Raw genomic sequence first — 16,015 nt, 5'->3', positions numbered from 1 at the left:
GGGGCCCGGTCAGGGCTTGTTCTGGCGGGTCACGCCGGCGTCGAACTGAGCGACGACCTGACGCCAGCCCGCGGCGGCCAGCGCGGCGTCGTCGGTGGCAGCGGGCACGCGGGCCGCAGCATCGCGGGCCAGCCAGACATCGGCCTGGGCGTCCGCGCCATGGTCATGACCATGGCCGTCCTTGGCGTGGCCCTCTTCGGTGCGCAGCAGGAATGATCCGGCCAGTGCAACGTCGGCCGTCTGGCCCACGTATAGCGCCTTACCGCCCTGGCGTTGGAGCCGCCAGGCGTGGCCACCGCGCACGGCGGTGCTGTTGTCGGCCACAAACGGCGGCAGCCCCTGCGCGGCCAGTTCTTCAACCGAAGGCAGCGGCTCGCCGGCCTGCAGCGCGAAGCCGATTTCCTCGTAGGCGACGCGCAGGTCGGCGTAAATGCCTTGTTCGGCGGGCGTCAGGTCGCGCCGCGCATCGATCTGGGTGGCGGCGAGCGGCGCGCTTTCGGGCGGCGCTTCACGCAGGCCGATGTAACCCGCGGCGGCCGCGACGATGACCAGGCAGGCGCCCAGGACCGCCAGCGTTTCGTGTCCGGCGCCCGCGGGTCGGATGACTTGTGTATGCATGCTGCGAAGGGCCGGGGCTTACTGGATGTCGACGTGGTCGATTTCAACGACGTGGCCGGGGCCCGCGTCGAACAGCACGTAGAACTCGCCGTTGGGCCGCTTGAACGACATCTTGGAATCGGCATCCAGCTTGCCCGGCACGATGATCTGTTCGTCGTACGAGATCACGTCCATGGTGACGCCGGCGGCGCCGCTGCCGTCGGAGAATCCGCCGGTGCACTGGATCTGTTCCTTGCCATCGGCCTTGCATTCGGCCATGGGGTTGTGCGCCAGGGCCGTGGCGCTGGCGCTCAGCAGCGCGCCCAGCAGGGCAGCGCGAAGGCCGTTAGCGAAAATTGCATTCATCGGGATGCTCCTTGTTTCTTCAGCCACTCGACGGTGGCGGGGGAGGCCATGGCAAGCGGCCAGGCCGCCTGGTGCACCGAACCGTCCCAGCCTTCCGCGGTGACCCAGAGCTCGGCGTCCGGGGCGGTGCGCGGCGGGATCGGCACGGTGGCAAAGGCCCGGTGCGGGCTGCCAAAGAAAATCGAACCCGCGGCACGCAGGCTGCGCGGTTTGCCCACGCGCACGTAGACCGCGCGGATCTGATCTTTGCAGCCTTCGCACTGGGCCATGGTGAAGGTCTTGACCATGCCGGCTGGGTCGGACTGGGGCGGCTCGACCTTCCACTCGGCAAACTTCAGCTTCCAGGGACCCACGTCCAGCTCGCCCGCGGGGCGCTGGCCCAGCCCCATCAGCCCGCGCGACAGCGCCAGGTTGTCGAAATACTTCGGGACATAAATGATGGGCAGGATGAGCAGCAGCGCGCTCAGGTGGAAGCGCCAGCGGCGCCAGAAACTGGGTTTGGCCGCGGCGGCGTCCAGGGTGGCGGTCTTGCTCATTCGGTCACCTCGCGAGCGGCGGTACGGTCTGCGCGGGCAGGGCGCAGGGCTTTGGCAGTGGCCTGCGCGGTGCGCTTGGTCCAGATCAGGAGGCCGCTGAGCGACATCATGGTCAGCAGGAGCCCAAACAGGAACCACACCAGCTTCAGCCAGAAGCCGCCGAAGTCGCCGGTATGCAGCGGCCGCATGGATTCAGTGAAGAATTCCAGGCCGTTGCGGTCGGACAGGCGGCGCACTTCCTCGACCGCGCCGTTGTACGGATTGATCTTGGCGTACTGGAACATCAGCGGGTACGCGCCGCGGCCCGAGATGGTGATCGGGTCATACGCGTTGCCGGGGAAGAAGACGTGCTGCGTTTCCAGGCCGGGCAGTTCGCGCTCGGCAATGGCTACGATCTCGTCGAGCGGCAGGCGTTTGACGGTTTCGCCGGCGGCGACGGTGGGCACCTGATCGCGGGCTACGACAGCCGGCACGCCCTGTGTCGAAATGGTGGTCGCCGTGTCGGACAGGATCGCCTGCGCCAGGAACCAGATCGCGCTGACCGAAATCAGCAGGATGAACCAGACCGACCACAGACCCGACAGGCGGTGGAAGTCGCCCCAGAAAATGCGAGCGCCCTGGCCGACGCGCAGGCGCGGCTTCTGGAAATAGGCGCGCCAGAACCGCTTGTAGACCACCAGTCCGGTGATCAGCGACAGCAGCATCGGAATCGACAACAGCGAGACCAGATACCAGCCCCAGCTATAGCCATTGTTGAACGGGATCAGCAGCCAGCCGTGCAGCGCGCGCATGAATTGGCGCAGGTCGAAGTTCAAGGCCGGACCTTGCACGTGGCCCGTGTACGGGTTGACGTAGATCGAGGTGAAGCGTGCGCCCGGATAACCCACGGCGGCCGTCAGGGCGAACTGCGATTCCTCAGGCCAGGACAGGCGCTGCACCGACGCTTCGGGTTCCTGTTTGGCGATGGAGTCCATCAGGGCCTGGTAGCCCATGCGGGGCGTATCGGCATCGGGCGCCTGGGCGCGAACGGCGGGGTTGATGAGCCAGACGATTTCCTGGCTGATGACGGCGATGGTCCCGGTCGCACAGATGAAGAAAAGGAAAATCCAGATTGGCAAGGCCAGCCAACTGTGGACGAGAAACCATAATTTGGAGCGCGATGGCTTGGCCATTCAAAAGCTATCCGGTAGACAGAAGAGGGTTGCCTGGTCCCCATTTAAGGGAGGCGTCAGGCGGAATTCTAGCAATAATAGTTCTCAATTGTCTTAGTTGACCCTTCGATCGGTCGGGCCGCGCCGGCGCAAAGCATCCGGGATTGGCGGCCCGATGTTTAAAATGCCGGCTTGGCGACGGAATCGGCCGTCGCCCGGAAATCCCGCATGCCCACCCGATCGTCCTGTCCGTCCTCACGTCCAGTCTGCGCCGCCACCCTCGTGCGGCTGTTGCTGCTGCTTCTGCTGGTGGTGCGGGCGTTCGTGCCGGTCGGATACATGCCGGACGCGCAGGCGCTGAAGCAGGGGCGCCTGGAACTGGGCTTCTGTGCCGCGGGCGGCGGGGTGTTTCCCGGCATGTCGGGCAGGGCCGATGCGCACACCGCCCACACCGATTCCTCTCATGACCACCATGAACACCACGATTCTTCCCAGCACGTGGGCGCCGGCCAGGAATGTCCGTTCGGGCTGAGCGCACACCCGGCGCTGCTCGTGCCGCCCACCGTCGCGCTGGTTCCTGCCTTGCTCGGCTGGTGGGTGCAGGCGCCCCGACTGACCGACAGTCCGCGGCCGCCCATGCCGGCCGCCGGGCCGCCGCTGGGACAGCGCGCTCCGCCTCGAATCACCGGATGACATCCGTCGCCGTGCGCGCCAAGCGCACGATTGCCGCCTGTTGCAGGCGGCGTCCGTTGTTTTCGAGATCATCATGTCCACTGAGACCCTGGTTAGTCCGGCCGCCTCCACGCGGCCGAGGGCGGCAAGCGGCAGCGCGTTGCTCGCGCTGATCGCCCGGCTGCATTTCTATATAGGCCTGTTCGTCGGCCCCTTCATCCTGGTCGCGGCGGTGACCGGCACGCTGTTCGTGCTGACCCCGCAACTGGAAAACCTCATCTACGCCGACCAGTTGCGCACCACTTCCACCGGCGCGGCGCAACCCCTCGCGGCGCAGGTCCAGGCAGCGCAAAGCCAAGTCGGACCGGGTCCGCGCCTGTTCGCCGTCCGGCCCGCGCCGGGTCCCGGCGAAACCACGCGGGTGATGTTTACGCAGCCCGGCATGGGCGATTCCGAAGCCCGCGCGCTGTTTGTGGACCCCGTCACGTTGAAGATCCAGGGCGACATGGTCGTCTACGGCACCAGCGGCACGCTGCCCTTCCGGACCAAGCTGGACTACCTGCACCGCAACCTGATGCTGGGCGACCTGGGCCGCAACTACAGCGAACTGGCGGCGTCGTGGCTCTGGATTGCGACGCTGGGCGGTCTGGTGCTGTGGATTGCCCGGCGCGGGCGCGACAAGACGTTGGAAGCCCGCAGCCCGCGCCTGCGCGCCCGGCGCTGGCATGGACTGCTGGGGTTGTGGATCGGCATCGGCCTGGTGTTCTTCTCGGCCACCGGGCTGACCTGGTCCAACTGGGCCGGTGCGCGCGTGGATCAATTGCGCGCGCAGTTGGGGTGGATCACGCCGGCGGTGTCGTTGAAACTGCCCGACGCCGGGATGCCCGCCATGGCAGCCATGCCCGAGGGCGGCGAGCATGCCCATCATCATGGCGGCCAGCATGACCACGCCGCCATGTCGCCGGCGCCGGACACCGTGCCGGCGGGCTTTGACCGGGTGTTGCAGGCCGCGCGCCAGGGCGGCATCGACAGCAGCCAGCTTGAAATCCGGCCGCCGCGCGGCGCTGGCCAGGCGTGGTTGGTGCGCGAGGTGGACCGCTCCTGGCCCACCCAGGTCGACACCATCGCCGTGGATCCGACCACCTACGCCATCACCAGCCGCGCAGACTTCGACACCTTTCCGCTCATCGCCAAGCTGATCCGCTGGGGCGTGGACATGCACATGGGCATCCTGTTCGGCTGGCCCAATCAACTCCTGATGGCCGCCATTGGCATCGCCCTGACGACGATGATCGTGCTGGGCTACCGGATGTGGTGGCTGCGCCGTCCGACCGCGGGCGCGACAGGGCAGACGCTGACTCACGCCTGGCGCGAGCTGTCATGGCCCGGACGGATCGGCGTGGCGGCCATCGCGCCGGCGCTGGGATGGAGCCTGCCGGTGATGGGCGTGAGCCTGGCCGTATTCCTGGTCATTGATGTGTTGCGCTGGGTAGCCGCCAGACGCGCTTGATATGCGTCAACGGGCAGTGCAGATGGGCGCGGGCAGACCGGATTCGGGGCCGGAACCGCGCTACCATCTGCGGCGTCAAGGGGATTTGATGTACACAAGCGCCACTGCTGCCAGACGATGGGTTTCGCTGTTCGCGGCGGCCCTGTTCGTCTTTCAGGCGCTGATCGCCTCTGCAGCGCTCGCCGCACCAAGTCCCGCCGGTATGTCGGGCGCCGCCGGCGCCACCACCATCATCTGCACGGCCAGCGGGCCGCGCGTTGTCACCATCGGCATCGAAGGCGCCACGCAAGGCGTCGAGCAGCACAGCGGCGCCATGGCGCATTGCTGCGTTGCCGGCTGCGCCATGTTGGGCGGCGCCACGCTGCCCGGACTGTGGCTGCTTGCCTGGCTGCTGCCTACGCTGGCGCAGCCTGCTACGGCGCCGGCCGCCGACGTTCCTTACTTCTCCAGTGCGCACGCCCGGCTGCAGCAGCAGCCGCGCGCGCCGCCACCCGTCGCCTGACGGCACTTCTCTCAGCATCACCGGTTTGCATCGCGGCGCCCACGGTTGACGGGCGCGCCGCCGGTTAGCGCCAGGCCGTATCGCCGCTTTTGGCACGGATCCGTTTGAGGTCCGGGCGCCGAGGCGCGCCCATGCATGGCCTGTCCGCGCGGGGGCGACGCCCCGATTGCAGATTCCGACTCAGATTCCAAGTTGATCCAGATTCCCTATGCGCAAGCAACCGCAATTCGTCCGCATGACCTGCCTGGCCGCCGCCGTGGCCGCCACATTCTCCGCCGCCGCGCAGCCCATCCAAGAGGGCGTAACCACGCTCGAACCCGTCGTCATCATGGGCGTAGCGCCCAGCGCGCCGCTGACCTTCACGACCGATCCGAAGCTGCCGCGCCAGCCGCTGCCAGCCAGCGACGGCACCGACTACCTGAAGACCATTCCCGGCTTTTCGGCCATCCGGAACGGCGGCACCAACGGCGACCCGGTGCTGCGCGGCATGTTCGGTTCCCGCCTGAACATTTTGACCAACGGCACCTCCATGCCCGGCGCCTGCCCGTCGCGGATGGACGCGCCCAGTTCCTATATTTCGCCCGAGAATTTCGACCAGCTCACCGTCATCAAGGGACCGCAGACAGTGCTGTGGGGGCCGGGCGCGTCCGCCGGCACCGTCCGCTTCGACCGCGACACACCCCAGTTCACCGAGCCGGGCGTGCGTTTTGACGGCAGCCTGACCGGCGGCTCGTTCGGGCGCAACGACCAGACGGCGGACCTGACCATCGGCAACGAAAAGGTCTATACCCGGATCACCGCCAACCACTCGCATTCGCAGGACTACAAGGACGGCGACGGCAACACCGTGCCGTCGCGCTGGGACAAATGGAACGCGGATGTCACGCTGGGCTTCACGCCCGATGCGGACACGCTATATGAACTGACCGCCGGCACGGGCGACGGCGAGGCGCGGTATGCCGGGCGCGGCATGGACGGCTCGCAATTCAAGCGGGAAAGTTTTGGACTGCGCTTTGAAAAACGTAACCTCGGGCCCGTCCTGAGTCAGGTCGAGGCACAGCTCTATTACAACTACGCGGACCACGTCATGGACAACTACACGCTGCGCGCGCCGGACCCGTCCAGCGCCATGGCGATGGCGATGGCCTCGGACGTGGACCGCGCAACCTGGGGCGGACGTGTCGCCAGCACCTGGAATCTGTCGCAAGACACCAGCCTGGAGGCAGGGATGGACTTCCAGCAAAGCCGCCACCGCGCCCGCAGCGGCTCGGACACCATGTCCTATCGCAGCCAGCCGTGGGTTAAGGACGCCGATTTTTCCAATACGGGTGTCTTTGGCGAATTGACCTGGCGCGCCGCACCGGACAGCCGCGTGATCGGCGGAGCCCGCGTCGACTGGGCGTCCGTCAAGGATTTCCGGCAGACCACCGGCGGCATGATGATGGTCATGCCCAACCCCACGGCGGGCGAACGGCGCAACGACACGCTCCCCAGCGGATTCCTGCGCTATGAAAAGGATCTGGAATCGCTGCCCGCCACGCTCTACATCGGGCTGGGTCATGTGGAGCGGTTCCCGGACTACTGGGAACTGTTCTCGCCCAAGCGCGGTCCGGCCGGCTCGGTCAACGCCTTCCAGGGCGTCAAGCCGGAAAAGACGACCCAGCTTGATTTTGGCGCCCAGTACAAGACGGAAACGCTGGATGCGTGGTTCTCGGGGTATGCGGGCTACGTGGACGATTTCATTCTTTTCAATTACACGTCCGGCGGGATGATGGGGGCCACCTCGCAGGCGACGAACGTGGATGCCCGGATTTTTGGCGGGGAGTTTGGCGCGTCCTATGCCGTGACGCCGAGCTGGAAGGTGGGCGCCACATTGGCCTACGCCTGGGGCCAGAACCGCAGCGACGGCCGCGCGCTGCCGCAGATTCCGCCGCTGGAGGCCAAGCTCACCGCCGCCTATGACGACGGCACCTGGTCGGCGGGCGCTTTGTGGCGCATCGTCGCCCCGCAAAAACGCTACGCGCTGAACGAAGGCAACGTCGTGGGCAAAGATTTCGGTCCCAGCGCCGGATTTGGCGTGTTTTCCCTTAATGCGGGATACGTCGTGAACAAGCAGGTTCGGTTGTCGCTGGGCGTGGACAACGTGTTCGACAAGACCTATAGCGAACACCTGAACCTGGCGGGGAACGCCGGATTTGGCTATCCGGCGGGCACGGCGTTGAACGAACCCGGCCGCAGCGTCTGGGCTCGGGTCAGCGTCCGATACTGACCGAAACGGGGTTGGGCACGCTACTTGCTGAAAGGGGGATGAGGGTCATTCCTTGTCTTATGGAGAAGCAACATGGAAGAGTTCAAGTACACGCCCACCTTGTCCACCCCCCAGCCGATGACCAATGGCGAACGTTGCGCGATGCGAACGCTTGCTGCGGCGCAGCAACTTTTGCACCCGGATCGTCCGCCGGCCGTCCTGATGTCGACGGTCGAAGCCGAATTGGCCAAATATGTAAAAGATACCTACCGGCCGCGCACGGCTTGGTAAAGGCGCCAGGGCGGGGCGCCGCGCACTGACGGCGCCTGTCACGCGATCGGCGCCCGCATCACCAGCGCCGAGATGGTGTGATTTTTCCAGAACATCTGGTGGATACGGGGCAGCAGGGCTTGCAGCTCCGGCTCCGTCACGCCGTCGAACGTGACCAGCACGGCGGGACGATTCCCCTCGCTGGGGACGCGCTTCATGCCGTCCGGCGCGGGAAAGCCGTACTTGACCAGGAACGCCCGGACATCTTCGTCGCTGGTGGTGTCTTCCACCTGATTGATGAGTAGCGCTGCCATGGCGCAACCTCCAGAGATCAGAACTTTTCGGGCACATACCGGAACGGATGTTCCGGCTGCGTGTAGCCCTTGGCCTTCTGCCGTTTGGGCAGGGTGATTTTTTCCCTGGCGCTGACGGTGTAGGGAATGTGTTCCAGCAGGTGGGTAATGATGTTCAGCCGGATTCGCTTCTTGTCGTCGGATCGTCCGACGTACCAGGGCGAGATCGACGTATCCGACGCCCGGAACATCTCGTCCCGGGCACGCGAGTAGTCGTACCAGCGGCTGTACGAATCCAGGTCCATCTTCGTCAGCTTCCAGGTCTTGCGCGCATCGTTGATGCGCGATTGCAGGCGACGTGTCTGTTCCGCCTCGGTGACTTCCAGCCAGTACTTGAAGAGCAGGATGCCGGAGTCGATCATCACGCGTTCCACCAGCGGCACGGCTTTCAGAAAGGCGTCGACCTGCGCCTGGCTGCAAAACCCCATCACGCGCTCAACGCCAGCCCGGTTGTACCAGCTGCGGTCGAAGATCACGACTTCGCCCGCCGCGGGCAGGTGTGGCAGGTAGCGCTGCATGTACATCTGGGATTTTTCGCGCTCGGTGGGGGCGGGCAAGGCCACGACGCGAAAGACGCGGGGGCTGACACGCTCGGTCAGCGCCTTGATCGTGCCGCCTTTGCCGGCGCCGTCGCGCCCTTCGAACACGATGCAGACCTTGGCCCCCGTATCGACGACCCATTGCTGCAGCTTGACCAGTTCGACGTGAAGTTGGGCCAGTTCCCTTTCGTACTGCTTATTGGAAAGCTTGCCCGCCTCGGCGGTCTCGGGATTGTCCTTCTGCTTTTTCTTGTCGCCCATCGTCGCGCTCCGGAAGTCTTCCTGCCACGAATGAACGGCGCACGCGGGCGCCACATGTGATCTGAATATATTGCCGATTTAAGGCGGTTTGGGAGCGCGTTACCAATGGAATTATGGTGCCGCAGTCCGCCGCGCCATTGGGCGCTGGTCACCCGACAAATGTTTCGGGAACGTTATTTGCTGCCCGGGTCCACGGCCACGTTTCCGCTGGCCGCAGCGAATCTGAGGTGAGGAAAATGGAACCAGATCATTCCGTTGGGCAGACATCTTCCCAGGACAACGCCGTAGAGGCGACCTCAACGCCCGACGATCTGCCGGTGCGGCCTGGCGCAGGCTCGCCGACTACGGGCAGCGCGCCGCCGGTCAAGCCGTCGGATGCCAGTGAGAACACGCAGGGCAACGAAGTCAGCAACGAGGACATGGAGCCATCGGACGCCTCCGAATCCAATCCCGATCCCGCCGACTCGCAACGCACGTCCTGAACACAAGAGACCCCCGAGGAGATCCGATCATGATCGTAAAGACTGCAATGCTGGGCGTGGTTGCCATGCTGGGCGCCGCTGGCGTCGTTACCACCGGCTGGGCGCAGGGCGCGCCGCAGTCCGTGACCGAAGTGCGAGTCGATGTCGCCAAGGTCGAGGCCGGCTACCGCGCCTCGAAGATCATCGGCGCGACCGTCTACAACGGCAAGAAGGAAAAGATCGGCACCGTGGATGATCTGATCCTCGGCCCGCCCGATTGGGCGCCGTATGCGGTGTTGTCGGTGGGTGGGCTGCTTGGCGTCGGCAATCATCTTGTGACGGTTCCGCTGTCGAAGATGCAAGTCGCCGGCGACCAGTTCCAGCTGCCGGACGCCACGAAGGACACGCTCAAGGCGCTGCCCGAATTCAAGTACGCCAAGTAAACCGGCGCGGGGCAGCACGCTCCGCACCCCATGCCTGATCCACGCCCGCAGGAGGCCACATGCAGATCGAATCCGTCGACGAACCCCGCCGTTACGAATCGCCCTCGCGTTCTTCATTGGTTGCGCAGATCAAGGACATCGACGCCCGCAGGCCGGATTTTCCAGGCGAACACATCATCGTGTTTGGCGTGGGCGTGCTGCTGATGCTGTCCGGCATGCGCAGCCGCACGCTGTTGCGGCGCACCCTGGTCACCGCCGCCGGGACCGCCTTGATCGGCCGCGCGGCAAGCGGGACGGGCGGCATTGCCCGCGTCGCCCGGCTCGTCAAGCGCCTGGGCTGATCACGCGCAGGAGACCGTCATGGCAGCAAGAACGATATGGAAAGGAGCGATTTCCTTCGGGCTGGTTCACATTCCCGTGGGCTTGCACACGGCCACGACGGAGTCCGGCGTGGACTTCGACTGGCTGGACAAGCGCTCGATGGACCCGGTTGGCTACAAGCGCATCAACAAGCGCACCGGCAAGGAAATCGACAAGGACAACATCGTGAAGGGAGTGGCGTACGAGGACGGTAAATACGTCATCGTGTCGCCCGAGGAGATAGCCGAGGCCTATCCTCGCACCACGCAGACCATCGAGATCCAGCAGTTCGTGGACGCCGGGGGCGTGTCGTTTGTTTATCTGGAGCGACCCTACTACGTCGCGCCCATCAACAAGGGCCACAAGGTGTACGCCTTGCTCCGGGACACGCTGGTCAAGACAGGAAAGATCGGCATCGCCAAGGTTGTGATCCAGACCAAGCAGCACCTGGCGGCGCTGATTCCGTCAGGCGACGCGCTGGTGCTGAACCTGATGCGCTGGGGCGACGAGGTGAAGTCGGTGGAAGGGCTGGATCTGCCCAAGGCCGGCGCCAAGAACATGACGCCAAGCGCCAGCGAGATGAAGATGGCGAAGATGCTGGTCGACGACATGTCCGGCGAATGGGATCCCGAACAGTACAAGGACGAGTTCAAGGCCGCCGTGATGGAGCTGGTGGAGCAGAAGGCGCGCGCCGGCGAGACCGAAACCGTCATCGAGCCGCAGGAAGCGTCGCCCGCGTATGCGGACAACGTCATTGACCTGACCGAACTGCTGCAACGCAGCCTGAAGGGGGGCAAGGGCGGGTCCAAGGCGGCCAAGTCCGACGAAGGCGATGACAAAAAGGCAGCCAAGGCGCCGGCCAAGAAGACGGCGGCCAAGTCGGCCAAGAGCGCAAGCAAGACGGCCAGCAAGTCGGCGAGCAAGGCCACGGGTAAAACCGCCAGCAAGTCGAGTGACAAGAACACCGGCAAGACACCGAGCAAAACGCGCAAGGCGGCCTGACCATGGCTGACACGCTGAAGAAGTACCGCGAAAAGCGCAACTTCGAGATCACGTCGGAACCCGCCGAGGGTGGTGAGGCCAATGAGGACGCCCGCGCCTTCGTCATCCAGAAGCACTGGGCCAGCCGGCTGCACTACGACTTCCGTCTGGAACTGGACGGGGCCATGAAGAGCTGGGCGGTGCCCAAGGGGCCGTGCTACGACCCGGCGGTCAAGCGCATGGCGGTCCAGGTCGAGGATCACCCCATTGCCTACAACCAGTTCGAGGGGCAGATTCCCGAAGGGCAGTACGGCGCCGGCAAGGTCATCATCTGGGACGAAGGCAAGTGGATGCCGGTGGGCGATCCGCGCAAGGGCTATCGCGACGGCCACCTGAAGTTCGACTTGCAGGGCGTGAAGATGCAGGGCCGCTGGGCGCTGATCCGGCTGAAGGGCAAAGAGTCGGAGAAGCAGCCGCCCTGGCTGCTTATCAAGGACCGAGACGATTTCGCGCGGCCCGAGCGGGAATTCAGTGTGGTGGACGAAATGCCGGATAGCGTGGTGCCGCTGCGCAAACCTGCGAAGGCCAAGCCGGCAGGCAAGGGCGGCGAGGCGACAGCCAAGGCGCATTCCGAAGCCAAGACGTCGCGTTCCGTAGCGAAATCCCGCGCCAAATCCAAAGCTCCCGCGGAGGCGGCGGCTGACGACCAATCGCAGGATCAGGACGACAACACCGCCGACGATCAGTCCGCGTTGCCCGGTGTAGCCGCCGACTTGCCCGCGCAACTGAAACCCCAGCTCGCCACGCTGGTTGACGGCGTGCCTCAGCATGCGCCGGACTGGCTGTACGAGATGAAATTCGACGGCTACCGGCTCGTCGTCCGGATCGAAGGCGACGATGTGCGGCTGTTTACGCGCAACGGCCACGACTGGAGCGCCAAAATGCCGCATCTGGTCGAGGCCATGCGCGCATTGCCCGCCAAATGGGCGTGGATCGACGGCGAAATCGTGATGCTGGACCGCGAAGGCATTCCGAACTTCCAGTCGCTGCAAAACGCCTTCGACAACGATCGGACACAGGACATCGTGTTTTACGCCTTCGATCTGCCGTTCATCGGGATGCGGGACCTGCGCCAGGAGCCGCTGGGCGTGCGGCGGGCGCTGTTGCAGCAACTGATGGACGCCGCCCAAGACGACCAGCTGCGATTCAGCGAGGCCCTTGAGGCCGCGCCGTCAGATCTGGTGGCAACCGCGTGCAGGATGGGGCTTGAGGGCATCATGGCCAAGCGCCTGTCGTCACCGTACGTGTCCCGGCGCAGCGACACCTGGGTCAAGGTCAAGTGCGCCCGGCGTCAGGAGTTTGCCATCGTCGGCTACACGGCGCCCAAGGGCAGCCGGGCCGGACTGGGTGCGCTGCTGCTGGCGGTCACCGAGCAGGACGGCAGCCTGCGCTATGCCGGCAAGGTTGGCACGGGGTTCGACGACGCAAGTCTGGTGTCCCTGCAGAAGCGTCTGGCGGCCATTGAGACGGACAAAAAGCCGGTCACGAATGCGCCCGCGGCGGGTGGTGTTCGCTGGGTCAAACCCGAACTGATCGCCGAAGTGTCGTTCGGCGAATGGACGAGCGGCGGCCACATCCGTCATTCCGTATTCCGGGGCCTGCGGCAGGACAAGCCGGTGAAGGCCATTTCCCGGGAGAAGGCGGTGCCGGTCGAGGACGTAGACGGCGACAAGGGCAACAGGAAATCCGCTTCGAAGGCGGCGCCTGCGGCCAGATCCGCAGCCAGATCTGCCACGGCACCTGCTGGCACGTCTTCCAAGGCATCTCCAAAGGCATCTTCAAAGGCGCCCGCACCCGCCTCCGACGCCAAAGCCGCGCCCGGCGGCAAAACCAGCCGCGCCAAGGGCGGCAAGCTCACCAATCCGGACCGGGTGATCGACCCGTCCACCAAGCTCACCAAGCTGGATCTCGCGCGCTATTACGGGCTGATCGCGCCGCTGATGCTGGAGCATCTGAAGGGCCGGCCCGTGTCATTCCTGCGCGCGCCCGCCGGCATCCAGGGCGAATTCTTCTTCCAGAAGCATCTGGAAGCCGCGATGCCCGGCGTCAAACCGTTGCCCGCCAAGCTCGATCCGGATCATCCGCCGCTGCTCGAAATCCCGACCGCAGAGGCCATCATGTCCGCCGTGCAGATGAACGTCGTCGAATTCCACACCTGGAACGCCGTCAAGACGTCCATCGACAAACCGGATCGCATGATGTTCGACCTGGACCCGGGCGAGGGCGTGCCATGGCCGACCATGCAACAGGCCGCCAATCTGGTGCGCGTGCTGCTGCAGGAGATCGGCCTTCAAGCCTGGCTGAAGACCAGCGGCGGCAAAGGGCTGCACGTCGTCGTGCCGCTACGCAAGCAATACGACTGGGACACGGTAAAGCGATTTTCCCAGACGATCGTGCAGCACCTGGCCCGGACGCTGCCGCAACTCTTCGTCGCCAAGAGCGGCCCGAAGAATCGCGTCGGCAAAATTTTCGCGGATTACCTGCGCAACGGGTTTGGGGCGACGACGGTATGCGCGTGGTCTGCGCGGGCGCGGCCCGGTCTGGGCATTTCGGTGCCGGTGACGTGGGACGAGCTGGACAAGCTCACCAGCGGCGCGCACTGGACCATTCAGGACGTGCATTCCCGGCTGGATGCGGGCAACACGCCGTGGGACGACTACGCGCCGCAGTCGCTGACGGCCGCCATGTCGGCGATGGAGTTCGAACCATGATCAGAACGCGTCCACAGCCGTCCTGCTGGCCAGCCGCCATTGCAATTGGTTGCACTCCGCGCCGGGCGCGTTGGCACAATGCCCGGAGCAGGTTTTCCCTTGCGCAGCATGGATCTCCGAAGGAGCCTCCCTATGCCACCCCGCGTCGCCGCCTCAAGCGTGATGGACCACCCGGACGGGTATGGAATCGTCAGCCGCGTCCTGCATTGGCTCATGGCCGTGCTGCTGGCGTGGCAGTTCACCAGCGCGGCGTCGCGGCAGTTTCTGCCGGACACCCCGATCGAGGATTTCTTCTGGGCCTCGCATACCTCGCTTGGCCTGTTGCTGCTGATCCTGGTGCTTGTACGCGGCGCCTGGGCCATCGCCAACTGGGGCAAGCGGCCGGACAGCGGCCTGCTGGCGGGCTTCGGGCATCTTGTCCTGTACCTGATGATGATCGCCATCCCCACGCTGGCGCTGTTGCGCGCCTACGGGCGGGGCAGGGGATATTCTGCCTTCGGCATCCAGATCTTCAGCCCCCGCGACCAGGAGATCGAAGCTCTGGTCGAACTTGGCAACGCCTGGCATGGGCTGTTGGGCTGGACGTTGCTGGCGCTGGCCGTGGGCCACATCACGATGGCCTTCGTGCACCGCAGGGCGGATGGACGGCGGGTCTTGACTCACATGACCAAGGGATGACCGGCGCGGCGGCGGTCACAGGAGGGAATCATGCAGCGCGATGAGCTCTTGGCACTGATGATCTCAGTTTCCGCACCCGCACCCCGTCTGGACGAGTGGGACCGGGTGCTATCCATCTACGCGGGATACCTGGAAGGCGTCGCGCCCAAGCTGTCTGAAAAGGAATTGGGCAACTTCATTGGCGCCGGCGCCATGTTCTACCGCACGCTGTGCCAGGCGGATTCCTATCGGCAGGAATCCGTTTGGGGGCGCCGCAAGAAGGAGGGTTAGTCCCGAAGGAGGGTTAGTCCTCGGATGCAAATATTTACATGGGCATGGGGCTTGCTGTCCTGCCGGCACGAAACCATTGATTCGTGCCAGGAAATGGCCAGCGAGAAGGACAGAACATGCTACGCAGACGGGTAAGACAGCCAATCCGCCGACATTCCATCACCCCGCAACGGCCTTTGCCGACGATTCGCCTTTGGCGGACGACGCACCCGAAGCACCGCGGCCCGCCATCTGGGCAATCGGCGACGTGCATGGCTGCTGCCAGTCGCTGGACGCACTGCTGGCCAGTCCGGAGATCGCGGGCGACCCCAACTGCAGGTTCTGGTTCGTCGGCGACCTCGTCAATCGGGGGCCCTCAAACGCGGAGACGCTGCGCCGGGTCATGTCACTGGGCGACCGCGCGACGGTGGTGCTGGGCAATCACGACCTGCGCGCCCTGGGCGTTGCAGCGGGATGTTTGCGGCCGGACGCCCGCGACACCCTCAACGATCTGTTCGACGCGCCGGATGCAGATGTCCTGCTCGACTGGCTGCGCGCGCAGCCCCTGATCCATGTGCAGGACCGTCACGTCCTGGTGCACGCGGGGCTGTATCCCGGTTGGGACGTGCTGCAGGCCATGGCGCACGCCGGGGAGGTCGAGGCCATGCTTCGGGACAATGACTGGCGCCGTCACATGCGAACCCTCTTGGGAGCAGCGCCGCTGGCCTGGAACGCCAGGCTGGAAACGCAACTGCGTCTGCGCTTCATCGTCAGCGCGTTCACCCGCATGCGCCTATGCACTCGCAACGGGGCGTTGGCGCCCGGCGCCAAGTCCACGCCGGGGCGCTGGCCCCGCGAGACCCTGCCTTGGTACAACCTGCCGCGACGCGCGGGCGCCGACAAGACCATCGTGTTCGGCCACTGGGCGACGCTGGGCCTGCTGGTGCGGTCGGACGCCGTGTGCCTGGACACGGGCTGTGTGACGGGCGGCCCGCTGACGGCCTATCGTCTTTCCGACCGAAAACTGGTACAGGTGGCGCGAGAGGCGCTCGCCCAGGTTGCCTGAC

At 65.4% G+C, this 16,015-nt stretch carries 19 protein-coding genes; 13 read left to right on the top strand and 6 right to left on the bottom strand.

The window, feature by feature from the left end:
* Positions 1 to 9 precede the first annotated feature (9 nt).
* Genes AB3147_RS14240 through AB3147_RS14225 form a run of 4 tightly spaced genes read right to left on the bottom strand, consistent with a single transcriptional unit; the run spans position 10 to position 2,671 of the window.
* The gene (locus AB3147_RS14240; protein WP_367352201.1) at positions 10 to 618 is read right to left on the bottom strand and encodes a DUF6162 family protein; all 609 of its coding nucleotides are present in this window, start codon (positions 616 to 618) and stop codon (positions 10 to 12) included.
* Positions 619 to 636: 18 nt separating this feature from the next.
* Positions 637 to 963, bottom strand: a complete 327-nt coding sequence (locus AB3147_RS14235) for a hypothetical protein (RefSeq protein ID WP_175121477.1) — start codon at positions 961 to 963, stop codon at positions 637 to 639.
* Positions 960 to 1,499 (bottom strand): thiamine pyrophosphate-binding protein, encoded by a 540-nt coding sequence (locus AB3147_RS14230; protein WP_175121478.1) that lies wholly within the window; start codon positions 1,497 to 1,499, stop codon positions 960 to 962. Before AB3147_RS14230 ends, AB3147_RS14235 begins: the two co-directional genes overlap by 4 nt.
* Entirely contained in the window at positions 1,496 to 2,671 is a 1,176-nt protein-coding gene (locus AB3147_RS14225) for a PepSY-associated TM helix domain-containing protein (protein ID WP_175121479.1), read from the bottom strand. The genes AB3147_RS14230 and AB3147_RS14225 overlap by 4 nt, the downstream gene beginning before the upstream one ends.
* Before the next feature lie 207 nt (positions 2,672 to 2,878).
* Between AB3147_RS14225 and AB3147_RS14220 the strand changes: the two genes are divergently transcribed.
* The 5 genes from AB3147_RS14220 (at position 2,879) to AB3147_RS14200 (ending at position 7,873) form a co-directional block, all read left to right on the top strand.
* On the top strand, positions 2,879 to 3,343 hold the full coding sequence (locus AB3147_RS14220; protein WP_218343936.1) for a DUF2946 family protein: 465 nt from the start codon (positions 2,879 to 2,881) through the stop codon (positions 3,341 to 3,343).
* Positions 3,344 to 3,416: 73 nt separating this feature from the next.
* Entirely contained in the window at positions 3,417 to 4,832 is a 1,416-nt protein-coding gene (locus AB3147_RS14215) for a PepSY-associated TM helix domain-containing protein (protein WP_367352200.1), read from the top strand.
* Between the two features lie 88 nt (positions 4,833 to 4,920).
* A complete protein-coding gene (locus tag AB3147_RS14210) occupies positions 4,921 to 5,334 on the top strand; it encodes a DUF2946 family protein (protein ID WP_367352199.1) in 414 nt (137 codons plus the stop codon).
* Positions 5,335 to 5,542: 208 nt separating this feature from the next.
* On the top strand, positions 5,543 to 7,603 hold the full coding sequence (locus AB3147_RS14205) for a TonB-dependent copper receptor (RefSeq protein ID WP_367352198.1): 2,061 nt from the start codon (positions 5,543 to 5,545) through the stop codon (positions 7,601 to 7,603).
* A 72-nt stretch (positions 7,604 to 7,675) separates the two neighbouring features.
* Positions 7,676 to 7,873 (top strand): hypothetical protein, encoded by a 198-nt coding sequence (locus AB3147_RS14200; RefSeq protein WP_175136469.1) that lies wholly within the window; start codon positions 7,676 to 7,678, stop codon positions 7,871 to 7,873.
* 38 nt (positions 7,874 to 7,911) lie between these two features.
* On the opposite strand, the gene AB3147_RS14195 is transcribed toward AB3147_RS14200, so the two are convergent.
* Together AB3147_RS14195 and ppk2 are read right to left on the bottom strand one after the other, a co-directional pair.
* Entirely contained in the window at positions 7,912 to 8,166 is a 255-nt protein-coding gene (locus tag AB3147_RS14195; protein ID WP_218343928.1) for an RNA-binding protein, read from the bottom strand.
* A 17-nt stretch (positions 8,167 to 8,183) separates the two neighbouring features.
* Positions 8,184 to 9,005 carry a polyphosphate kinase 2 gene (gene ppk2 / locus AB3147_RS14190; protein ID WP_218343925.1) on the bottom strand — a complete coding sequence of 274 codons (822 nt, stop codon included), beginning with the start codon at positions 9,003 to 9,005 and terminating at the stop codon, positions 8,184 to 8,186.
* 236 nt (positions 9,006 to 9,241) lie between these two features.
* Here ppk2 and AB3147_RS14185 point away from each other — a divergent pair, with 236 nt between their 5' ends.
* From AB3147_RS14185 to AB3147_RS14150, 8 genes are all read left to right on the top strand, one after another.
* Entirely contained in the window at positions 9,242 to 9,487 is a 246-nt protein-coding gene (locus tag AB3147_RS14185; protein ID WP_218343923.1) for a hypothetical protein, read from the top strand.
* Positions 9,488 to 9,516: 29 nt separating this feature from the next.
* Positions 9,517 to 9,909, top strand: a complete 393-nt coding sequence (locus AB3147_RS14180) for a PRC-barrel domain-containing protein (RefSeq protein WP_367352197.1) — start codon at positions 9,517 to 9,519, stop codon at positions 9,907 to 9,909.
* A gap of 59 nt (positions 9,910 to 9,968) precedes the next feature.
* Positions 9,969 to 10,250, top strand: coding sequence for a hypothetical protein (locus AB3147_RS14175; RefSeq protein ID WP_367352196.1), 282 nt, complete (start codon positions 9,969 to 9,971; stop codon positions 10,248 to 10,250).
* Positions 10,251 to 10,269: 19 nt separating this feature from the next.
* Positions 10,270 to 11,271 carry a non-homologous end joining protein Ku gene (locus AB3147_RS14170; protein WP_367352195.1) on the top strand — a complete coding sequence of 334 codons (1,002 nt, stop codon included), beginning with the start codon at positions 10,270 to 10,272 and terminating at the stop codon, positions 11,269 to 11,271.
* 2 nt (positions 11,272 to 11,273) lie between these two features.
* Entirely contained in the window at positions 11,274 to 14,021 is a 2,748-nt protein-coding gene (ligD, locus tag AB3147_RS14165) for a DNA ligase D (RefSeq protein WP_367352194.1), read from the top strand.
* Between the two features lie 132 nt (positions 14,022 to 14,153).
* The gene (locus AB3147_RS14160; RefSeq protein ID WP_224776810.1) at positions 14,154 to 14,699 is read left to right on the top strand and encodes a cytochrome b; all 546 of its coding nucleotides are present in this window, start codon (positions 14,154 to 14,156) and stop codon (positions 14,697 to 14,699) included.
* Between the two features lie 30 nt (positions 14,700 to 14,729).
* Entirely contained in the window at positions 14,730 to 14,969 is a 240-nt protein-coding gene (locus AB3147_RS14155; RefSeq protein WP_062839450.1) for a hypothetical protein, read from the top strand.
* A gap of 193 nt (positions 14,970 to 15,162) precedes the next feature.
* Positions 15,163 to 16,014, top strand: coding sequence for a symmetrical bis(5'-nucleosyl)-tetraphosphatase (locus tag AB3147_RS14150; protein ID WP_367352193.1), 852 nt, complete (start codon positions 15,163 to 15,165; stop codon positions 16,012 to 16,014).
* The last annotated feature ends 1 nt before the right edge of the window (position 16,015 follow it).

It is taken from the genome of Achromobacter animicus (assembly GCF_040775605.1).
GTDB lineage: Bacteria > Pseudomonadota > Gammaproteobacteria > Burkholderiales > Burkholderiaceae_B > Achromobacter > Achromobacter animicus.
The sequence above is the reverse complement of the archived record's forward strand: the minus strand, read 5'-3'. Positions and strand labels throughout refer to the sequence as shown.

What these genes read in the sequence shown, in the direction of transcription:
- AB3147_RS14240 (WP_367352201.1), bottom strand. Translation starts at nt 618, where the DNA reads ATGCATACACAAGTCATCCGACCCGCGGGCGCCGGACACGAAACGCTG.
- AB3147_RS14235 (WP_175121477.1), bottom strand. Translation starts at nt 963, where the DNA reads ATGAATGCAATTTTCGCTAACGGCCTTCGCGCTGCCCTGCTGGGCGCG.
- AB3147_RS14230 (WP_175121478.1), bottom strand. Translation starts at nt 1,499, where the DNA reads ATGAGCAAGACCGCCACCCTGGACGCCGCCGCGGCCAAACCCAGTTTC.
- AB3147_RS14225 (WP_175121479.1), bottom strand. Translation starts at nt 2,671, where the DNA reads ATGGCCAAGCCATCGCGCTCCAAATTATGGTTTCTCGTCCACAGTTGG.
- AB3147_RS14220 (WP_218343936.1), top strand. Translation starts at nt 2,879, where the DNA reads ATGCCCACCCGATCGTCCTGTCCGTCCTCACGTCCAGTCTGCGCCGCC.
- AB3147_RS14215 (WP_367352200.1), top strand. Translation starts at nt 3,417, where the DNA reads ATGTCCACTGAGACCCTGGTTAGTCCGGCCGCCTCCACGCGGCCGAGG.
- AB3147_RS14210 (WP_367352199.1), top strand. Translation starts at nt 4,921, where the DNA reads ATGTACACAAGCGCCACTGCTGCCAGACGATGGGTTTCGCTGTTCGCG.
- AB3147_RS14205 (WP_367352198.1), top strand. Translation starts at nt 5,543, where the DNA reads ATGCGCAAGCAACCGCAATTCGTCCGCATGACCTGCCTGGCCGCCGCC.
- AB3147_RS14200 (WP_175136469.1), top strand. Translation starts at nt 7,676, where the DNA reads ATGGAAGAGTTCAAGTACACGCCCACCTTGTCCACCCCCCAGCCGATG.
- AB3147_RS14195 (WP_218343928.1), bottom strand. Translation starts at nt 8,166, where the DNA reads ATGGCAGCGCTACTCATCAATCAGGTGGAAGACACCACCAGCGACGAA.
- ppk2 (WP_218343925.1), bottom strand. Translation starts at nt 9,005, where the DNA reads ATGGGCGACAAGAAAAAGCAGAAGGACAATCCCGAGACCGCCGAGGCG.
- AB3147_RS14185 (WP_218343923.1), top strand. Translation starts at nt 9,242, where the DNA reads ATGGAACCAGATCATTCCGTTGGGCAGACATCTTCCCAGGACAACGCC.
- AB3147_RS14180 (WP_367352197.1), top strand. Translation starts at nt 9,517, where the DNA reads ATGATCGTAAAGACTGCAATGCTGGGCGTGGTTGCCATGCTGGGCGCC.
- AB3147_RS14175 (WP_367352196.1), top strand. Translation starts at nt 9,969, where the DNA reads ATGCAGATCGAATCCGTCGACGAACCCCGCCGTTACGAATCGCCCTCG.
- AB3147_RS14170 (WP_367352195.1), top strand. Translation starts at nt 10,270, where the DNA reads ATGGCAGCAAGAACGATATGGAAAGGAGCGATTTCCTTCGGGCTGGTT.
- ligD (WP_367352194.1), top strand. Translation starts at nt 11,274, where the DNA reads ATGGCTGACACGCTGAAGAAGTACCGCGAAAAGCGCAACTTCGAGATC.
- AB3147_RS14160 (WP_224776810.1), top strand. Translation starts at nt 14,154, where the DNA reads ATGCCACCCCGCGTCGCCGCCTCAAGCGTGATGGACCACCCGGACGGG.
- AB3147_RS14155 (WP_062839450.1), top strand. Translation starts at nt 14,730, where the DNA reads ATGCAGCGCGATGAGCTCTTGGCACTGATGATCTCAGTTTCCGCACCC.